Origin of the sequence: Mogibacterium kristiansenii (assembly GCF_009695905.1) — a bacterium.
In the GTDB taxonomy this organism is placed as follows: domain Bacteria; phylum Bacillota; class Clostridia; order Peptostreptococcales; family Anaerovoracaceae; genus Mogibacterium_A; species Mogibacterium_A kristiansenii.
Genome location: NZ_VUNA01000002.1, coordinates 114,444 through 129,396, shown reverse-complemented (window position 1 = coordinate 129,396; position 14,953 = coordinate 114,444). Strand labels below are relative to the sequence as shown.

At 51.0% G+C, this 14,953-nt stretch carries 14 protein-coding genes and 1 pseudogene; 10 read left to right on the top strand and 5 right to left on the bottom strand.

Annotation, left to right across the window (positions count from 1 at the left end):
* The first annotated feature begins 1 nt into the window (after nucleotide 1).
* Nucleotides 2-1,357: a MurT ligase domain-containing protein gene (locus FYJ65_RS01785; protein WP_154553636.1), complete on the top strand. Its 1,356-nt coding sequence runs from the start codon at nucleotides 2-4 to the stop codon at nucleotides 1,355-1,357.
* Entirely contained in the window at nucleotides 1,350-2,096 is a 747-nt protein-coding gene (locus FYJ65_RS01780) for a hypothetical protein (protein ID WP_154553635.1), read from the top strand. Before FYJ65_RS01785 ends, FYJ65_RS01780 begins: the two co-directional genes overlap by 8 nt.
* 54 nt (nucleotides 2,097-2,150) lie before the next feature.
* Here FYJ65_RS01780 and FYJ65_RS01775 read toward each other — a convergent pair whose 3' ends face one another.
* Nucleotides 2,151-2,807 carry a GntR family transcriptional regulator gene (locus FYJ65_RS01775; RefSeq protein WP_154553634.1) on the bottom strand — a complete coding sequence of 219 codons (657 nt, stop codon included), beginning with the start codon at nucleotides 2,805-2,807 and terminating at the stop codon, nucleotides 2,151-2,153.
* 88 nt (nucleotides 2,808-2,895) lie between these two features.
* Between FYJ65_RS01775 and nth the strand changes: the two genes are divergently transcribed.
* The 5 genes from nth (at nucleotide 2,896) to tpiA (ending at nucleotide 7,178) form a co-directional block, all read left to right on the top strand.
* Entirely contained in the window at nucleotides 2,896-3,543 is a 648-nt protein-coding gene (gene nth / locus FYJ65_RS01770; protein WP_154553633.1) for an endonuclease III, read from the top strand.
* Between the two features lie 18 nt (nucleotides 3,544-3,561).
* Complete coding sequence (trmL, locus tag FYJ65_RS01765) at nucleotides 3,562-4,062, top strand: tRNA (uridine(34)/cytosine(34)/5-carboxymethylaminomethyluridine(34)-2'-O)-methyltransferase TrmL (protein ID WP_328603029.1); 501 nt, start codon at nucleotides 3,562-3,564, stop codon at nucleotides 4,060-4,062.
* A 52-nt stretch (nucleotides 4,063-4,114) separates the two neighbouring features.
* Nucleotides 4,115-5,128 (top strand): type I glyceraldehyde-3-phosphate dehydrogenase, encoded by a 1,014-nt coding sequence (gene gap, locus FYJ65_RS01760; protein ID WP_154553631.1) that lies wholly within the window; start codon nucleotides 4,115-4,117, stop codon nucleotides 5,126-5,128.
* Nucleotides 5,129-5,210: 82 nt separating this feature from the next.
* Nucleotides 5,211-6,395 carry a phosphoglycerate kinase gene (locus FYJ65_RS01755; protein ID WP_154553630.1) on the top strand — a complete coding sequence of 395 codons (1,185 nt, stop codon included), beginning with the start codon at nucleotides 5,211-5,213 and terminating at the stop codon, nucleotides 6,393-6,395.
* Between the two features lie 18 nt (nucleotides 6,396-6,413).
* Nucleotides 6,414-7,178, top strand: coding sequence for a triose-phosphate isomerase (gene tpiA, locus FYJ65_RS01750; RefSeq protein ID WP_154553629.1), 765 nt, complete (start codon nucleotides 6,414-6,416; stop codon nucleotides 7,176-7,178).
* Between the two features lie 86 nt (nucleotides 7,179-7,264).
* On the opposite strand, the gene leuB is transcribed toward tpiA, so the two are convergent.
* The 4 genes and pseudogenes from leuB to FYJ65_RS01730 all read right to left on the bottom strand — a co-directional run bounded on the left by leuB (nucleotide 7,265) and on the right by FYJ65_RS01730 (nucleotide 10,631).
* The gene (leuB, locus tag FYJ65_RS01745; RefSeq protein ID WP_154553628.1) at nucleotides 7,265-8,341 is read right to left on the bottom strand and encodes a 3-isopropylmalate dehydrogenase; all 1,077 of its coding nucleotides are present in this window, start codon (nucleotides 8,339-8,341) and stop codon (nucleotides 7,265-7,267) included.
* Between the two features lie 15 nt (nucleotides 8,342-8,356).
* On the bottom strand, nucleotides 8,357-8,614 hold the full coding sequence (locus FYJ65_RS01740) for an alpha-isopropylmalate synthase regulatory domain-containing protein (RefSeq protein ID WP_206157265.1): 258 nt from the start codon (nucleotides 8,612-8,614) through the stop codon (nucleotides 8,357-8,359).
* A gap of 52 nt (nucleotides 8,615-8,666) precedes the next feature.
* A pseudogene (locus FYJ65_RS09905) lies at nucleotides 8,667-8,849 on the bottom strand (isocitrate/isopropylmalate family dehydrogenase); the annotation flags it as partial.
* A gap of 84 nt (nucleotides 8,850-8,933) precedes the next feature.
* Nucleotides 8,934-10,631: a 2-isopropylmalate synthase gene (locus tag FYJ65_RS01730; RefSeq protein ID WP_154553626.1), complete on the bottom strand. Its 1,698-nt coding sequence runs from the start codon at nucleotides 10,629-10,631 to the stop codon at nucleotides 8,934-8,936.
* Between the two features lie 434 nt (nucleotides 10,632-11,065).
* On the opposite strand from FYJ65_RS01730, the gene ilvB reads away from it, so the two are divergent.
* Genes ilvB through ilvD form a run of 3 tightly spaced genes read left to right on the top strand, consistent with a single transcriptional unit; the run spans nucleotide 11,066 to nucleotide 14,945 of the window.
* On the top strand, nucleotides 11,066-12,727 hold the full coding sequence (ilvB, locus tag FYJ65_RS01725) for a biosynthetic-type acetolactate synthase large subunit (RefSeq protein WP_154553625.1): 1,662 nt from the start codon (nucleotides 11,066-11,068) through the stop codon (nucleotides 12,725-12,727).
* Nucleotides 12,728-12,736: 9 nt separating this feature from the next.
* On the top strand, nucleotides 12,737-13,255 hold the full coding sequence (gene ilvN, locus FYJ65_RS01720) for an acetolactate synthase small subunit (protein ID WP_154553624.1): 519 nt from the start codon (nucleotides 12,737-12,739) through the stop codon (nucleotides 13,253-13,255).
* Between the two features lie 22 nt (nucleotides 13,256-13,277).
* On the top strand, nucleotides 13,278-14,945 hold the full coding sequence (ilvD, locus tag FYJ65_RS01715) for a dihydroxy-acid dehydratase (protein ID WP_154553623.1): 1,668 nt from the start codon (nucleotides 13,278-13,280) through the stop codon (nucleotides 14,943-14,945).
* Nucleotides 14,946-14,953: the final 8 nt, after the last annotated feature.

The following is a 14,953-nucleotide window of genomic DNA, read 5'->3' as shown; positions in this document are numbered from 1 at the left end:
CATGAAACGAATCTGGTTTACAATTGTTCTATGGGGGTCGAAGTTCGGCCTGTTCCTGTGCCGGCTTCTGGGAAAGAACGGAACCTATATTGCCGGAGCTTTTGCACTGAAGCTGCAGAAGGACTTCATTACCCATTTCACCCATGTGGATCCGGAGCGGACCCTGTTCATCACCGGAACCAATGGAAAATCCACCACCAATAACCTGATTGTGCACGCACTTCGGGCATCCGGAAAGAAGGTAACCACCAACTTGGAGGGCGCCAATCTGATTACCGGCGTGGCTACCGCCATGATTCGGGATTCTTCCATGCTGGGTCGTGTGAACGGGGATTACCTGATCTTCGAAACCGACGAGCGGTATTTGGCGCAAATCTATGAGCAGCTCCCGGCGAAGAACCTGTGTGTGACCAACATTCAGAAAGACCAGGTTCAGCGAAACGGAGAGCCGGATTTCATCTACAAGAAAATCGCCAAAGTGGTGAACAAGGATATGAGAATCTTCGTGAATAACGAAGAGCCGAGAGCACTTTCCCTGGAGGACTATGCGGGGGAAGTTCGGACTTATAGCGTGGAACGCCACAGTAAGTCCTTTGAGAAAAACGGTTTCTACGATGTGACCATGGGCTGCCCGAAATGCAACAACAAGATTGCTTTTAACTATTACAACGTGGATAATGTGGGGGAATTCCGATGCACTTCCTGCGGGTTCCACAGCCGGATTCAGCCGGACGTTCAGGTGACGGATGTGGACTTCGAGAACCGCACCTTCCGCTGCGACGGCGTTTCCGTTCACATGCCGTACGACCAGCCGTTCTTCCTGTATAATTACGCGCTGGCCATTGCGGTTTGCAAAATGTTCGGTGTGGGTGCGGAATCGGTAAGCAAATCCTTCGAGTCCTTCCGAAACATCGCCGGAAGACTGGAACTGATTCCGTACAAGACCAAGGAAATCAAATACATTCGAATCAAGCAGGAGAACCCGGAAACCCTGACCACCGCTTTTGATTTCATTTCTCAGGATAAGGAACGGAAGATTTTCCTCATCGGACTGGAGCAGCTGGAAGACTTCCAGCCGTTCTACACCAACACCTTCTACGCCTTTGACTGCGATGTGGAATCTTTGCTCCATTCCAATATCGAGCACTGCATCAGCTTCTCCGAAGCGGTGGCATACGATACGGCCAATCGGCTGATCTACGGCGGATTCCCGGAAGACCGGATCACCGTCATCCCTTCGGATGAAAACGATGATATTTTTGCGGAACTGGATAAGTACGATTGCGACAACGTATATCTGATTACGTGGCTTCATAAATATGAGCAGATGATGGAGGATTTACCGAAGTATGAATAAGTTGAACATTACATGGTGCTGGCCGGACATCCTGAACCTCCACGGAGATCGGGGCAATGTGATGGCGCTGGTACGAATTGCCGAGAAAATGGGGCTGGAAGCGGAAGTGCACAAAGTGGTGAACTTCGGCGATGAAATCGATTTGGACAATACGGACATATTGCTGCTGAACCCGGGAGAATTCAAATCCTGTGAGTACATCGTTAACGCTTTTTCACGGATAAAAGAAGATTTGGACGACTACATCTACCGGGGAGGCGTGATTCTTGCGGTGGGAACCACCGGTGCGTCTTTCGGAAAAACCATTCGCAAGCTGGACGGAACCGCCGTCACCGGCCTGGGATACCTGGATATGGAATGCCGGGAACGGGACAGCATTGTGGGAGATGACCTGATCTGCAAAATGCGGGAGACGGGCTTCGATTTGAACGGAAGCCAGATTCAGGTGATGGATACCTTCCTGAACGGCGATATTGCGCTGGGAGATGTGGAATACGGATACGGTAACTGCAGCTACGAAGACCGGAGAGAGGGGGCTCGTACCGAAAACCTGATTTTTACCAATATGTTGGGACCGGTTCTGGTGAAAAATCCGTGGCTGGCACAGGAATTGATTCTTTGGGCCATGAGCAGCAAAGGCGTTATGAATCTTCTGAAGCCGGACGAAGGGGAGTTTGAACTGGAAAGAAAATCTCTGGAATGCGTTCGCCGCTACAATCAGACGAAACAGAATAAATAAGGAAACGGGCTGGGGATTGTGAACCCGGCCCGTTTGGATGGTGTTTTTATTCGATTAGAAGAATTTGCTCATGCGGCGGAGTTTGGAATGATCCATGTGAACCTGCATGGCTTCCCGGCCTTCATCCGGATTTTTGGTTTCAAAAGCACTGAAAATCGCCCGGTGTTCTGCCAATATAGTGTTCAGATAGTCATCGGAGAATGATTTTGGCGGTGCGGAATGCTTCAGATACGTCTGGTAGGTGTGCAGCGTCTGATAGAGCATCCGGTTCTGGGTGCCGTTATAGATGATGTCGTGGAACTGAGAGTTAAAGCTCAACACTTTTTCTACATCTCCCTTCATGGTGTAGAATTCCATGAATTCGATATTCTCTCTCAGCTTGTCGACGCCTTCCTCATCCATGCGCTGGATGGCCCATTCTACGGCTTTCATCTCAAACTGTGCCCGAAGATCGAAAAGATCGGAGATATCCCTGCGGCTTAGGCCGATGGCGAAAGCGCCTCGATGCGGAATATTCTCAATCAGACCGTCAGCTTCCAACTGACGAAGCGCCTCGCGAACCGGTGTGCGGCTGACATCATACTGCTTGCAAATTCGCTGCTCGGTTAATTTCTCTCCGGATTTAATCTTTCCGGAAAGGATATCTTTCTGAATCGCGGTGAAAAGCGTGTTCGAAAGAGGCTGGCTGATTTCTTCGGTTTTCTTATCCATATTTAACCCCCTTGTAATACTTTGGTCTCTATGTATACAATTATATAATCTGTGTACGATAAATGTCAATACCGGAAAGGAAATAATTATGTCAAAATTATTGGATCCCCGGCAGGCGCTGCAGGTTTTGGACCTGTTGGACCGCGCCTATCCGGAAGCGGGCTGCGCGCTCCATTTTGAAAACCACTTTGAACTGCTGTGTGCGGTGATGCTTTCCGCCCAGACTACAGATGTCAGCGTGAATCGGATTACCCCGGAACTGTTTCGACGGTATCCGGATGCTTTTGCCATGGCAAAGGCCGAACCGGCTTCCTTGGAAGAAATCATTCATTCCATTGGCCTTTACAAAAACAAAAGCCGGAATCTGATCAACATGTCCCGGCAGCTGGCGGAGGAGTTCGGAGGCGAAGTTCCGGGAGATTTCACCGCTTTGACCGGTTTGGCCGGAGTAGGACGGAAGACCGCAAATGTTGTCCTGGCGGAAGGCTTCGGGGTACCGAAAATTGCGGTGGATACCCACGTGTTCCGTGTTTCCAACCGTATCGGTCTGGCGAATTCGGACAAAGTGTTGGAAACGGAGAAGCAGCTGATGCAGATTCTTCCGGAAGAACGGTGGACCCGAGGACATCACCTTTTGATTTTTCACGGACGGAATTGCTGCCGTGCCCGAAAGCCGGATTGTGCCCACTGTCCGGTAAAAGAAATCTGCCGCAGTTCATTAACGGTTGAAAAATAATTACAAAACTGTTAATATATGGTTGGAATTGACTTTTGTAAGGGAGTATCTATGTATCACGTTGTTCTGGTTGAACCGGAAATACCTCAAAACACCGGAAATATTGCAAGGACTTGCGCAGCCACAAATACCCGGTTACATTTGGTCCGTCCTTTGGGATTTAACATCGATGACAAATCCGTACGGCGGGCGGGACTGGATTACTGGCAGTATGTGGATTTGGAAGTTCACGATAGTCTGGAAGCATTTATTCGGGATTATGGGGATTATCGCTGGTTCCTGGCAACGACACACGGTGGAAAGAAGTACACCGATGTGGAATACAAGGATGGTGATATGATTCTTTTCGGAAGAGAGACAAGGGGTCTTCCAAAGGACTTCATTCAGGAACACCGCGAAGGAGCGGTACGGATTCCCATGAGTGAGCAGACTCGTCTGCGGTCCCTGAATCTGTCGAATTCCGTGAACATCATTTTATTTGAAGCTCTGCGGCAAAATGGTTTCCCCGGACTTCAATAATTGGTGAATTATAAAATGTTTTATTGCAGAAAGGCAATGCAAGGAGGAAAAAATGGTTAGAGTTGGAATCAGTGGCTTTGGAAGAATCTCTCGTGTCGTAATGAGAGCAGCGATGGACATGGAGGATGTGGAAATTGCCGGAATCAACTGGAGAAATTCGGATCTGGACTACATCGTATACATGCTGAAGTATGATTCTACATTTGGCAGATTTCCGGGAACTGTTGAGAAGTATGACAAGGGAATCATGGTTAACGGAAAGAAGATTCCGGTATTCATGGAAGGCGATGCACACGATATTCCGTGGGGAGATTGTGGTGCAGAATATATCATGGAAGGAACCGGTGCGTACAACACCACCGAGAAGGCACAGGCTCACTTGGATGCCGGTGCAAAGAAGGTTATCATCTCCGCTCCGGCAAAGGATAAGGAGACCCCAACCTTCGTATATGGCGTAAACCACGAAGAGTACAAGCCGGAATACAACGTGGTATCCAACGCATCCTGCACAACAAACTGCCTGGCACCGCTGTGCAAGGTAATCAACGACAACTGGGGCATCGATCAGGGCCTGATGTCCACCATTCATGCGGCAACCGCAAAGCAGAAGGTAGTAGATGCTCGTTCCATGAAGGACTGGCGTACCGGCAGAAGCGTATTCGGCAACGTAATTCCGTCTTCCACCGGCGCAGCAAAGGCTGTTGGTCTGGTAATTCCGGAACTGCAGGGCAAGATGACCGGTATTTCTTACCGTGTACCGACTTCTGACGTTTCCGTTATCGACCTGAACGTAATGCTGAAGAAGCCGACCAGCTATGAAGAAATTTGTAAGAAGGTGAAGGAAGCTTCTGAGACAACCATGAAGGGCGTTCTGGAATATGTAGATGACGAAGTGGTTTCCGGCGATTTCATCGGCGATGCACACACATCCATCTTCGATTCCAGAGAAGGTATCGAGCTGAACGATCGTTTCTTCAAACTGATTGCATTCTATGATAACGAGTACGGTTACAGTGCAAAGATTCTGGAGCTGATTCGTCATATGTATCAGGTAGATCACAAGTAAAAAAATATGAATGATGAAGCCGCGCTGTTTTCGGCGCGGTTTCTGAATGTTATTCCTTGTACAACAGAAAGAAAGGTGTACTATGAAAAAAACTGTCAGAGACATTCAGTGGGCGGGAAAAACAGCGGTAATGCGTTGTGATTTCAACGTTCCGATGAAGGATGGCGTTATCACGGACGATACGAGAATTGTGGCCGCGCTGCCGACCATCCGTTACCTGCACGAGAATGGCGCAAAAATCGTTCTTATGTCCCACATGGGAAGACCGAAGGGGGAACCGAAGCCGGAATTCTCTCTGGAACCGGTATGCAAGAAGCTGTCCGAGTACCTGAATCTAGAGGTTCACTTTGTTGCCTCCGACCGCGTAGTAGATGAGGACGTGAAGGACCGGGTGCGCAACTTGAAGGCGGGAGATATCGCCCTTCTTCAGAACGTTCGTTTCAGAAATGAAGAGACGAAGAACGATCCGGAATTCTCCAAGGAACTGTCGGAGCTGGGCGATGTATTCGTTCAGGAAGCGTTCGGTACAGCTCATCGTGCACACGCATCCACAACCGGAATTGCATCCTATATCCCGGCGGTATCCGGCTTCCTGATTGAGAAGGAGCTGCAGTTCCTGGGACAGGCAGTCAACAATCCGGAAAGACCGTTCGCCGCAATCATGGGCGGAGCAAAGGTTGGCGATAAGATTCCGGTAATTACCAATCTGCTGAACAAGGTGGACATCCTGATTATCGGTGGCGGAATGGTATATACATTCCTGAAGGCTCAGGGCTATTCCATCGGAACATCCCTGTTGGACGAAGAAGGTCTGGCACTGGTTCCGGAAATTCTGAAGAAAGCCGAAGAAAACAACGTTCAGCTGCTTCTTCCGGTGGATACCGTTGCAGCGGACAAGTTTGCAGAAGATGCGGCTTACGATTGCTATGATGCAGATCGGATTCCGGAAGACCGTATGGGTCTGGACATCGGGCCGAAGACCATTGAGCTCTTTACCGATGCACTGAAGACCGCAAAGACCATCGTATGGAACGGACCGATGGGCGTATTCGAAATGGCACCGTTTGCAGTGGGTACAAAAGCAATTGCGAAATGCCTGGCAGATTCCGACGCAACCACCATTATCGGTGGCGGAGATTCGGCCGCTGCGGTTCAGCAGTTCGGATATGGAGATTCCATGACACATATTTCCACCGGTGGTGGTGCCAGCCTGGAATTCCTGGAGGGCAAAGAACTTCCGGGTATTGCCATTCTGGATGAGAAATAGGATAGGAGATTGCAAAGAATGAAAAGATTTTTAATTGCGGGAAACTGGAAAATGAACAAAACCACTGCGCAGGCCGTTCATTACGTACATGAGCTGAAGGCGCAGAAGCTGACCAATCCGGAATCGGTGGCAATTATTGCACCGTTTACCCAGCTGGAAGCGTTGAAGAAGGAGCTGGAAGGAACCGGAATTTCCTTGGGTGCGCAGAACGTTCACTATGAGCATTCCGGTGCGTTTACTGGAGAAATTTCCGTGGACATGCTGAAGGAAATCGGTGTGGATTATTGCGTCGTTGGGCACTCTGAAAGAAGAGAATACTTTAACGAGACGGATGAAACGGTGAACCGTAAATTAAAGGTTCTTTTGGAAGAGGGCATCACCCCGATCCTTTGCGTCGGAGAGTCCCTGGAAGTTCGGGAGAAGAAGCAGGAGCAGGCATTCGTATGCGGACAGCTGGGTGAAGCTTTTGCCGGAATTCCGCAGGAGTATGCGGAGAAGGTGGTTATCGCTTATGAGCCGATCTGGGCCATTGGTACCGGACACACTGCGACACCGGAACAGGCAGAAGAGATGTGTGCATTCATTCGCGGAATGATGCAGGGATTGTATGACATGTCCATCGGAGATAAGCTCATCATTCAGTACGGCGGAAGCATGAAGCCGGGCAATGCGAAAGAGCTTCTGGAGAAAACCGACATCAACGGCGGCCTGATTGGCGGAGCCAGCCTGAAGGTAAAGGATTTCGCAGAAATCGCAAAGACCGCAGCCGAACTGGCAGAATAATTTAGAGAATATGAGTAAAAAAAGTTCGAGCCATTCACAAGTGAATGGTTCGAACTTTTTCTTATGAAGACCTTTATTCGCAGATTTTATTGAATGTATCCCGCAATGCGGTCTCCGGTTTCCACAGTTCCGGAAATGGCATCGCCGGTTCCGGCAATATCCGCGGTGCGGAATCCATCGGCCAGGAAACGGCGAACCGCACCTTCCACCGCATCCGCTTCCTCGCTGAGATTAAAGGTGTATCTCAGCATCATGGCAGCAGACAGGATGGTGGCAATCGGATTTGCTTTATCGGTGCCGGCGATATCCGGTGCCGAGCCGTGAACCGGCTCGTACATTCCGAAGTTTCCGTCGGCCAGGCTGGCGGATGGCAGCATACCGATGGAACCGGTAATCTGGCTGGCTTCATCGGAAAGAATATCCCCGAACATGTTGCCGGTAACGATCACATCGAAGTGTTTCGGATCGCGGATCAGCTGCATGGCGGCATTGTCCACGTACATGTTGTCCAGCTCAACATCGCCATAGTCACTGCTCATTTCACTCACGATTTTTCTCCAAAGGCGAGAGCTGTCCAGCACGTTGGCTTTATCCACGCTGGTTACCCGGCCGTTTCTCTTAGATGCCATTTCAAAGGCTGTCCGGGCAATTCGCTGAATCTCATAATCCGAATACTTCTCCACATCGTAGGCGGTGACGGAGCCGTCTTCGCCGCTCTCCGTCACGTGCTCTCCGAAGTAGATTCCGCCGGTGAGTTCCCGAACAATCAGGATATCCAATCCGCCATCCAGGATGGATGGCTTCAATGGGGACGCATCTGCCAGTTCTTGGAAAATCATGGCCGGTCTCAGATTGGCATAGAGCCCAAGGGCCTTTCGCAATCCCAGAAGGGCGCGCTCCGGACGCTGTGGGCCGGGTACATGGTCCCATTTTGGGCCTCCTACGGCACCCAGAAGAACGGCATCGCTGTTTTTGCACGCTTCCACGGTGGCTTCCGGCAGGCACTCGCCGTATTCATCGATGGCGGCACCTCCGGCCAGAACGGTGGTGTAATTGAATTGATGATTGTATTTTTGGCCGATGGCATTCAGCACTTTGATGGCTTCACCCACGACCTCCGGGCCGATTCCGTCACCCGGTACTACTGCGATATTATATTTCAAGTATTTGCCCCCTGCTTACATGAATTTCTTTTCCTTGTTCATACGATTGATGGCGCTGACCAGTGCGTTTACCGTGGCCAGAATGATGTCCGGCTGAGTTCCGACACCCCAGTACTTCTTTCCGGTTTCATCGGCGATGCACACGTAGGATGCCGCTTTGGATTTGGATCCGACGGTGAGGGCATTCTCTGCGTAAGTGATGAAATCGTACTGAATATCGTATTTTGTTTTTGTCAGAGCATCCCGGATGGCGTCCAGACGACCGTTTGGCATAGAGCCCAAGGGCCTTTCGCAATCCCAGAAGGGCGCGCTCCGGACGCTGTGGGCCGGGTACATGGTCCCATTTTGGGCCTCCTACGGCACCCAGAAGAACGGCATCGCTGTTTTTGCACGCTTCCACGGTGGCTTCCGGCAGGCACTCGCCGTATTCATCGATGGCGGCACCTCCGGCCAGAACGGTGGTGTAATTGAATTGATGATTGTATTTTTGGCCGATGGCATTCAGCACTTTGATGGCTTCACCCACGACCTCCGGGCCGATTCCGTCACCCGGTACTACTGCGATATTATATTTCAAGTATTTGCCCCCTGCTTACATGAATTTCTTTTCCTTGTTCATACGATTGATGGCGCTGACCAGTGCGTTTACCGTGGCCAGAATGATGTCCGGCTGAGTTCCGACACCCCAGTACTTCTTTCCGGTTTCATCGGCGATGCACACGTAGGATGCCGCTTTGGATTTGGATCCGACGGTGAGGGCATTCTCTGCGTAAGTGATGAAATCGTACTGAATATCGTATTTTGTTTTTGTCAGAGCATCCCGGATGGCGTCCAGACGACCGTTGCCTTCTCCATCCAGATGGAATACTTCTCCGTGAATCACGGCGCGTACCTTTACGTTGTACAAATTTTCTTCCTTAGTAGAAGAGTAGTGGTTGAAGGTAGCATCTGTAATGTCCAGCGGGGAGAAGTCGTTGATGTATTCTGCGGCAAAGTAGTCCAGAATCTCCTGCGGGGAGAGCTCCTCATGATGCTTGTCGGAAATATCCTTCATCATATAGCCCACCTCGGAACGCATATCCTTCGGCAGATCGAAACCGAAGTTCTGTTTCAGAATGTATGCCACGCCGCCCTTGCCGGACTGACTGTTAATCCGAATGACATCGCCGTCGTATCTTCTGCCCACATCGTGGGGATCGATCGGCAAGTACGGAACCGTCCACCGGTGGAGGTTCTTTTCCTTTCTCCAGTTCATTCCCTTGGAAATCGCATCCTGGTGGGAGCCGGAGAATGCGGCGAATACCAGCTCGCCGGCATACGGCTGTCTCGGGCCCACGGTCATGCCGGTGAATTCTTCGTAGGCTTCCACGATGGCCGGCATGTTGGAGAAGTCCAGGCCGGTTTCCACGCCGTGGGTGTACATGTTCATGGCGATGGTGATGATGTCCGCATTTCCGGTTCTCTCACCGTTTCCGAAGAGGGTGCCTTCAATTCGGTCCGCACCGGCCAAAATACCCAGCTCCGCATCGGCCACGCCGGTGCCTCGGTCGTTGTGAGGGTGGAGGGAGATACGCACGCCGTCCCTATTATGGATGTTCTTGTGCATGTATTCTACCTGATTCGCGTAGATGTGCGGCAAGGACATTTCTACGGTTGCCGGAAGGTTCAGAATCATCGGATGGTCCGGTGTCGGATTCCAGATGTCGATTACGGCGTTGCTCACTTCCAGTGCGTATTCCGGCTCGGTTCCGGTAAAGCTTTCCGGAGAGTATTCAAAGACGAAGTTGGTGCCCGGATACTTGGCCGCATACTCGTTCATGAGCTTGGCGCCGTCGATGGCAATCTGCTTAATCTCTTCCTTTGATTTTCGGAAAACCTGTTCCCGCTGAGCCACGGAAGTGGAGTTATACAGGTGTACCACCGCATTCTTCGCCCCCTGAAGTGCGGCAAATGTCTTGTCGATGATATGGGCACGGGACTGGGTCAGCACCTGTACGGTAACATCATCCGGAATCATGTCCTTTTCAATCAATGTGCGGAGGAATTCAAACTCGGTCTCCGATGCTGCCGGGAATCCCACTTCGATTTCTTTAAAGCCGATGTCCACCAGAACTTTAAAGAATGCCAGCTTTTCTTCCAATGACATGGGAACCACCAGCGCCTGATTGCCGTCTCGGAGATCCACGCTGCACCAGTAGGGTGCTTTTTCGATATGATCCTTCTTTACCCAGTCGTAGGTCGTTTCCGGTGGGTTATAGTAACCCGGCTGATACTTTTTTGCATTATCCATTTCAAATTCCTCCTAATAATGTAATCTCCCGATGAACAGTTCCATAAAAAAATCCCTTCGCTGTTCACCGTAACCGATGAAACGAAGAGACGAAATAATCCGCGGTACCACTCTTCTTGGCCGCGCCGTAATGAGGCAGCCCACTTGTAGAATGTCAGCTCAGGGGTGAGACACCTAACCGATCCTGCATCCTCACACCACCCGGATGCTCTCTGAAAGTCTCTGCGAAAGGTTTATTCCCGTCAACGCTAATGCATATTCAGTTCTCGTACAGAATACATTATAATTTGTGAAAAGTCAACTAAAAATATTCAGAAGTTTAAAAAATAATACATAACTTGTATCAATACACAAATTTGTGTTGACAATTTATATTCGGTAACTATAATTAAATTATTCAACTGCAAAATTTGACGTAAGAAAGGGTGATATCTATGAAATTGACGGGATCTCAGATTGTGGCCGAAGTGCTGCTGGATCACGGAGTAGACACGATTTTCGGATATCCTGGCGGGACAGCGCTGAATATTTACGATGAACTGTACAAATACAGCGACCGAATCAAGCACGTTCTCACGGCGCATGAGCAAGGGGCATGCCATGCGGCGGACGGATACGCCAGAGCCACCGGAAAAGTCGGGGTGGTAATGTCTACCAGCGGACCGGGAGCGACGAATCTGGTAACAGGAATTGCTACGGCATGTCTGGACAGCGTTCCGCTGCTGGCCATCACGTCCAACGTGCCGGATTCATTAATCGGTAAGGACGCATTCCAGGAAATCGACATTGCCGGTGTAACTATGCCGATTACGAAACATAATTTTTTCGTGAATCGAATCGAAGACCTGGCGGACACGCTGCGGGAGGCATTTGTCATCGCCCGGAGTGGACGGCCGGGACCGGTTCTGGTGGACATCACAAAGGATGTGACAGCGGCCACCTATGAGTACGAGAACAAGAGACCGCTTCCGCTTCGTCCGGATCCGGAGATTCGGAAGGACGACATTCGGGCGGCGGTGAAGATGATCAATGCCGCAGAGAAGCCGGTGATGTATGTGGGCGGCGGCGTGATGCAGTCCTGTGCCAGTGAATTGGTTCAGGAACTGGCGCGAAAAGCCAACATTCCGGTGGTCAATACGCTGATGGCAACAGGCGTAATGGATACCGAGGAGGACCTCTGCCTGGGCATGGTGGGAATGCACGGTTCCGTCGCCGCCAATCGGGCGATTCAGCACGCAGATTTGATTATTGCACTGGGTGCCCGCTTTAGCGACCGCGTGGCGCAGGATACCAAAACCTGGGGCCGCAGTGCCCGCATCCTTCAGGTGGATATCGACAACAGTGAGATCAATAAAAACGTCATGATTGACAAGGCAGTCATCGCTAACGTTCACGAATTTCTGGAAAAGGCCATTCCTTTTGTGGAGAAAGCGGATCATTCCGAATGGAGGGAGCGGACGGTTTCCTGGAAGAAGAAGGCACCGTACGTCAAGGCGACCGACTGTCCGCTTCATCCGAAGGATATCATGACAACCATTTCCGAATTCGTAAATGACGATGCGTATTTCGTAACAGATGTGGGACAGCACCAGATGTGGGCGGCGCAGTATCTTCACCATCGGAAACCGCACCGGTTTATCACCAGCGGCGGACTGGGTACCATGGGATTCGGATACGGTGCGGCTATCGGCACTCAGATGGCCCATCCGGATCATCAGGTGGTACATATTACGGGGGATGCCTCCTTTCAGATGAACCTGAACGAGGTGGTTACCGCGGAGACGCAGCACCTGCCGATTATCACGGTGATTCTGAATAATTCCGTACTGGGTATGGTATACCAGTGGCAGACCATTTTCTACGACCGGCGATATTCCAACACCACGCCGCATCGGAAAGTGGACTATGTGAAGGTGGCGGAAGGGTTCAGCATTAAGGGATTCCGGGCAACCACGCCGGAAGAGTTCCAAGATGCATTCTACCAAGCGCTTCAGGAAGACGGTCCGGTATGGATTGAATGCGTTATTTCTCAGGATGAGCGCGTGCTGCCGATGATTCCGGGCGGCAAGAGCGTGGATGATATGATTGTAGGATAGGAGGGCGTCATGTATAAACCATTGAAACAAGAAATCGTCAGCGTCCTCGTTCAGAACCAGGCCAACGTTCTGACCCGCGTCATCAGCATGTTCGGCCGAAGAGGATTCAATATTGACTCACTAACCGTATCTCCAACCAACAATCCGAAGCTGTCTCGGATTACCATCATGTTCAGTGCGACGGAGCAGTCCATGCAGCAGATTATCACTCAGACGGAAAAGCTGGAAGTGGTGGAAGAGGTCATTGTCCTCAGCCGGGAAAACAGTTTGTACCGCGAACTCGTATTGATGCGAATTCAGTGCGAGCCGGAACAGCGCAGTTCCGTAAAGGAAATCGTGGATATTTTCAGAGGTAAGATTATCGACCTCTCTAAGCACAGTCTGGTAATCGAATTAACCGGAACTCCATCGAAAATTAACGGTTTCATGGAAGTGATGGAGGAGTATAATATCACTGACGTATGCCGTACCGGAATTACCGGCATCGAAGGTCTGAATCGCGGAGAAGACGACTCGGCACAGAAGTAATAACGTAAAGGAGTATTGGAGAATGACAAAAATAAGCGATAACGTCACAAAAGGAGTGGAGAAGGCCCCGATGCGGAGCCTTTTCTATGCGATGGGATATACCAAGGAAGAACTGGAGCGCCCGCTGATCGGCGTGATTTCCGCTCACAGCGAAATCGTTCCGGGACATATTCATCTGGATAAGATTACGGAGGCGGTAAAAGCAGGTGTTCGTATGGCGGGAGGGACCCCGATTATGGTTCCGGCCATCGGCGTGTGCGACGGCATCGCCATGGGGCATGAGGGGATGAAATACTCTCTGCCGAGCCGTGAACTCATTGCGGATAGCGTGGAGACCATGGCCAAGGCCCACCAGTTCGATGGACTGGTCCTGGTTCCGAACTGCGACAAAATCGTGCCGGGAATGGTAATGGGCGCGTGCCGCATCAACATTCCATCCATCGTTTGTTCCGGCGGACCAATGATGAGCGGCCTGGTGAACGGCGAAGAAACCTCTCTCTCCAAGATGTTCGAGGCGGTAGGTTCCCGCAAAGCCGGTCTGATTGATGAACAAGGGCTCTGCGAGTTCGAGGAAAACGTGTGTCCGGGCTGCGGTTCCTGCTCCGGCATGTACACCGCCAACAGCATGAACTGCCTGTGCGAGGCCATCGGCATTGGACTCCCGGGCAACGGAACCGTTCCGGCGGTAACCGGAAAGAGAGTAATGCTGGCAAAGCGCGCCGGTATGGCTATCATGGATTTGGTCGAAAAGAACATCTGCCCGAGAGATATCATCAATGAAAAATCCGTTCGGAATGCATTGACCTGTGATATGGCGCTGGGATGTTCCTCCAATACGGTGCTTCACCTTCTGGCAATCGCCAATGAAGCGGGCGTAAAGGTGGATTTGAACATGTTCAATGAAGTCAGCTCCGTTACGCCGAACCTTTGCCATTTGGCACCTGCCGGCGGTACTCATATGCACGATTTGAACAATGCCGGCGGCATTCAAGCCGTGCTGGCGGAACTAAACAAAAAGAACCTGATCGATACCACCGCCATCTGCGCCAACGGGCACACGGTAGCGGAGAATATCGACGGAAAGCGGATTCTGAACAACAACGCAATTCGAAGCATCGATAACCCGTACAGCGAAACCGGCGGATTGGCCATCCTCTTTGGAAATGTGGCTCCGGAAGGCGCTGTAGTAAAAAGAAGTGCGGTCGCACCGGAGATGCTGAAGCATACCGGTCCGGCTCGCGTATTCGACAGCGAAGATGAAGCGATTCAAGCTATTTACAACGGTGATATTCACGACGGAGATGTGGTGGTCATTCGCTACGAAGGACCGAAAGGCGGCCCGGGCATGAGAGAAATGCTGAATCCGACCAGCGCGTTGGCCGGAATGAAGCTGGACAAAACCGTCGCCCTGATTACGGACGGACGTTTCAGCGGCGCCAGCAGAGGTGCCTCCATCGGACACGTGTGCCCGGAAGCGGCAGCCGGCGGAAACATCGGTCTGATTCAGGAAGGGGATATCATCGAAATCGATATTCCGGAGTATCGAATTAACGTGCAGTTAAGCGATGAGGAATTGGAAGCGAGAAGAGCTGCATGGAGTGCCCCGGCACCGAAGGTTACAAGCGGCTGGCTGGCAAGATATGCGAAACTGGTAGGTCCTTCGTCGAAGGGCGCAATCATGGAACTGTAGGAGGATGG

Coding starts and splice junctions, on each gene's coding strand:
- FYJ65_RS01740 (WP_206157265.1), bottom strand. CDS start 8,614: ATGCCAAACGGTCGTCTGGACGCCATCCGGGATGCTCTGACAAAAACA.
- gap (WP_154553631.1), top strand. CDS start 4,115: ATGGTTAGAGTTGGAATCAGTGGCTTTGGAAGAATCTCTCGTGTCGTA.
- ilvN (WP_154553624.1), top strand. CDS start 12,737: ATGTATAAACCATTGAAACAAGAAATCGTCAGCGTCCTCGTTCAGAAC.
- tpiA (WP_154553629.1), top strand. CDS start 6,414: ATGAAAAGATTTTTAATTGCGGGAAACTGGAAAATGAACAAAACCACT.
- ilvD (WP_154553623.1), top strand. CDS start 13,278: ATGACAAAAATAAGCGATAACGTCACAAAAGGAGTGGAGAAGGCCCCG.
- FYJ65_RS01780 (WP_154553635.1), top strand. CDS start 1,350: ATGAATAAGTTGAACATTACATGGTGCTGGCCGGACATCCTGAACCTC.
- trmL (WP_328603029.1), top strand. CDS start 3,562: ATGGTTGGAATTGACTTTTGTAAGGGAGTATCTATGTATCACGTTGTT.
- FYJ65_RS01775 (WP_154553634.1), bottom strand. CDS start 2,807: ATGGATAAGAAAACCGAAGAAATCAGCCAGCCTCTTTCGAACACGCTT.
- FYJ65_RS01755 (WP_154553630.1), top strand. CDS start 5,211: ATGAAAAAAACTGTCAGAGACATTCAGTGGGCGGGAAAAACAGCGGTA.
- ilvB (WP_154553625.1), top strand. CDS start 11,066: ATGAAATTGACGGGATCTCAGATTGTGGCCGAAGTGCTGCTGGATCAC.
- nth (WP_154553633.1), top strand. CDS start 2,896: ATGTCAAAATTATTGGATCCCCGGCAGGCGCTGCAGGTTTTGGACCTG.
- FYJ65_RS01730 (WP_154553626.1), bottom strand. CDS start 10,631: ATGGATAATGCAAAAAAGTATCAGCCGGGTTACTATAACCCACCGGAA.
- FYJ65_RS01785 (WP_154553636.1), top strand. CDS start 2: ATGAAACGAATCTGGTTTACAATTGTTCTATGGGGGTCGAAGTTCGGC.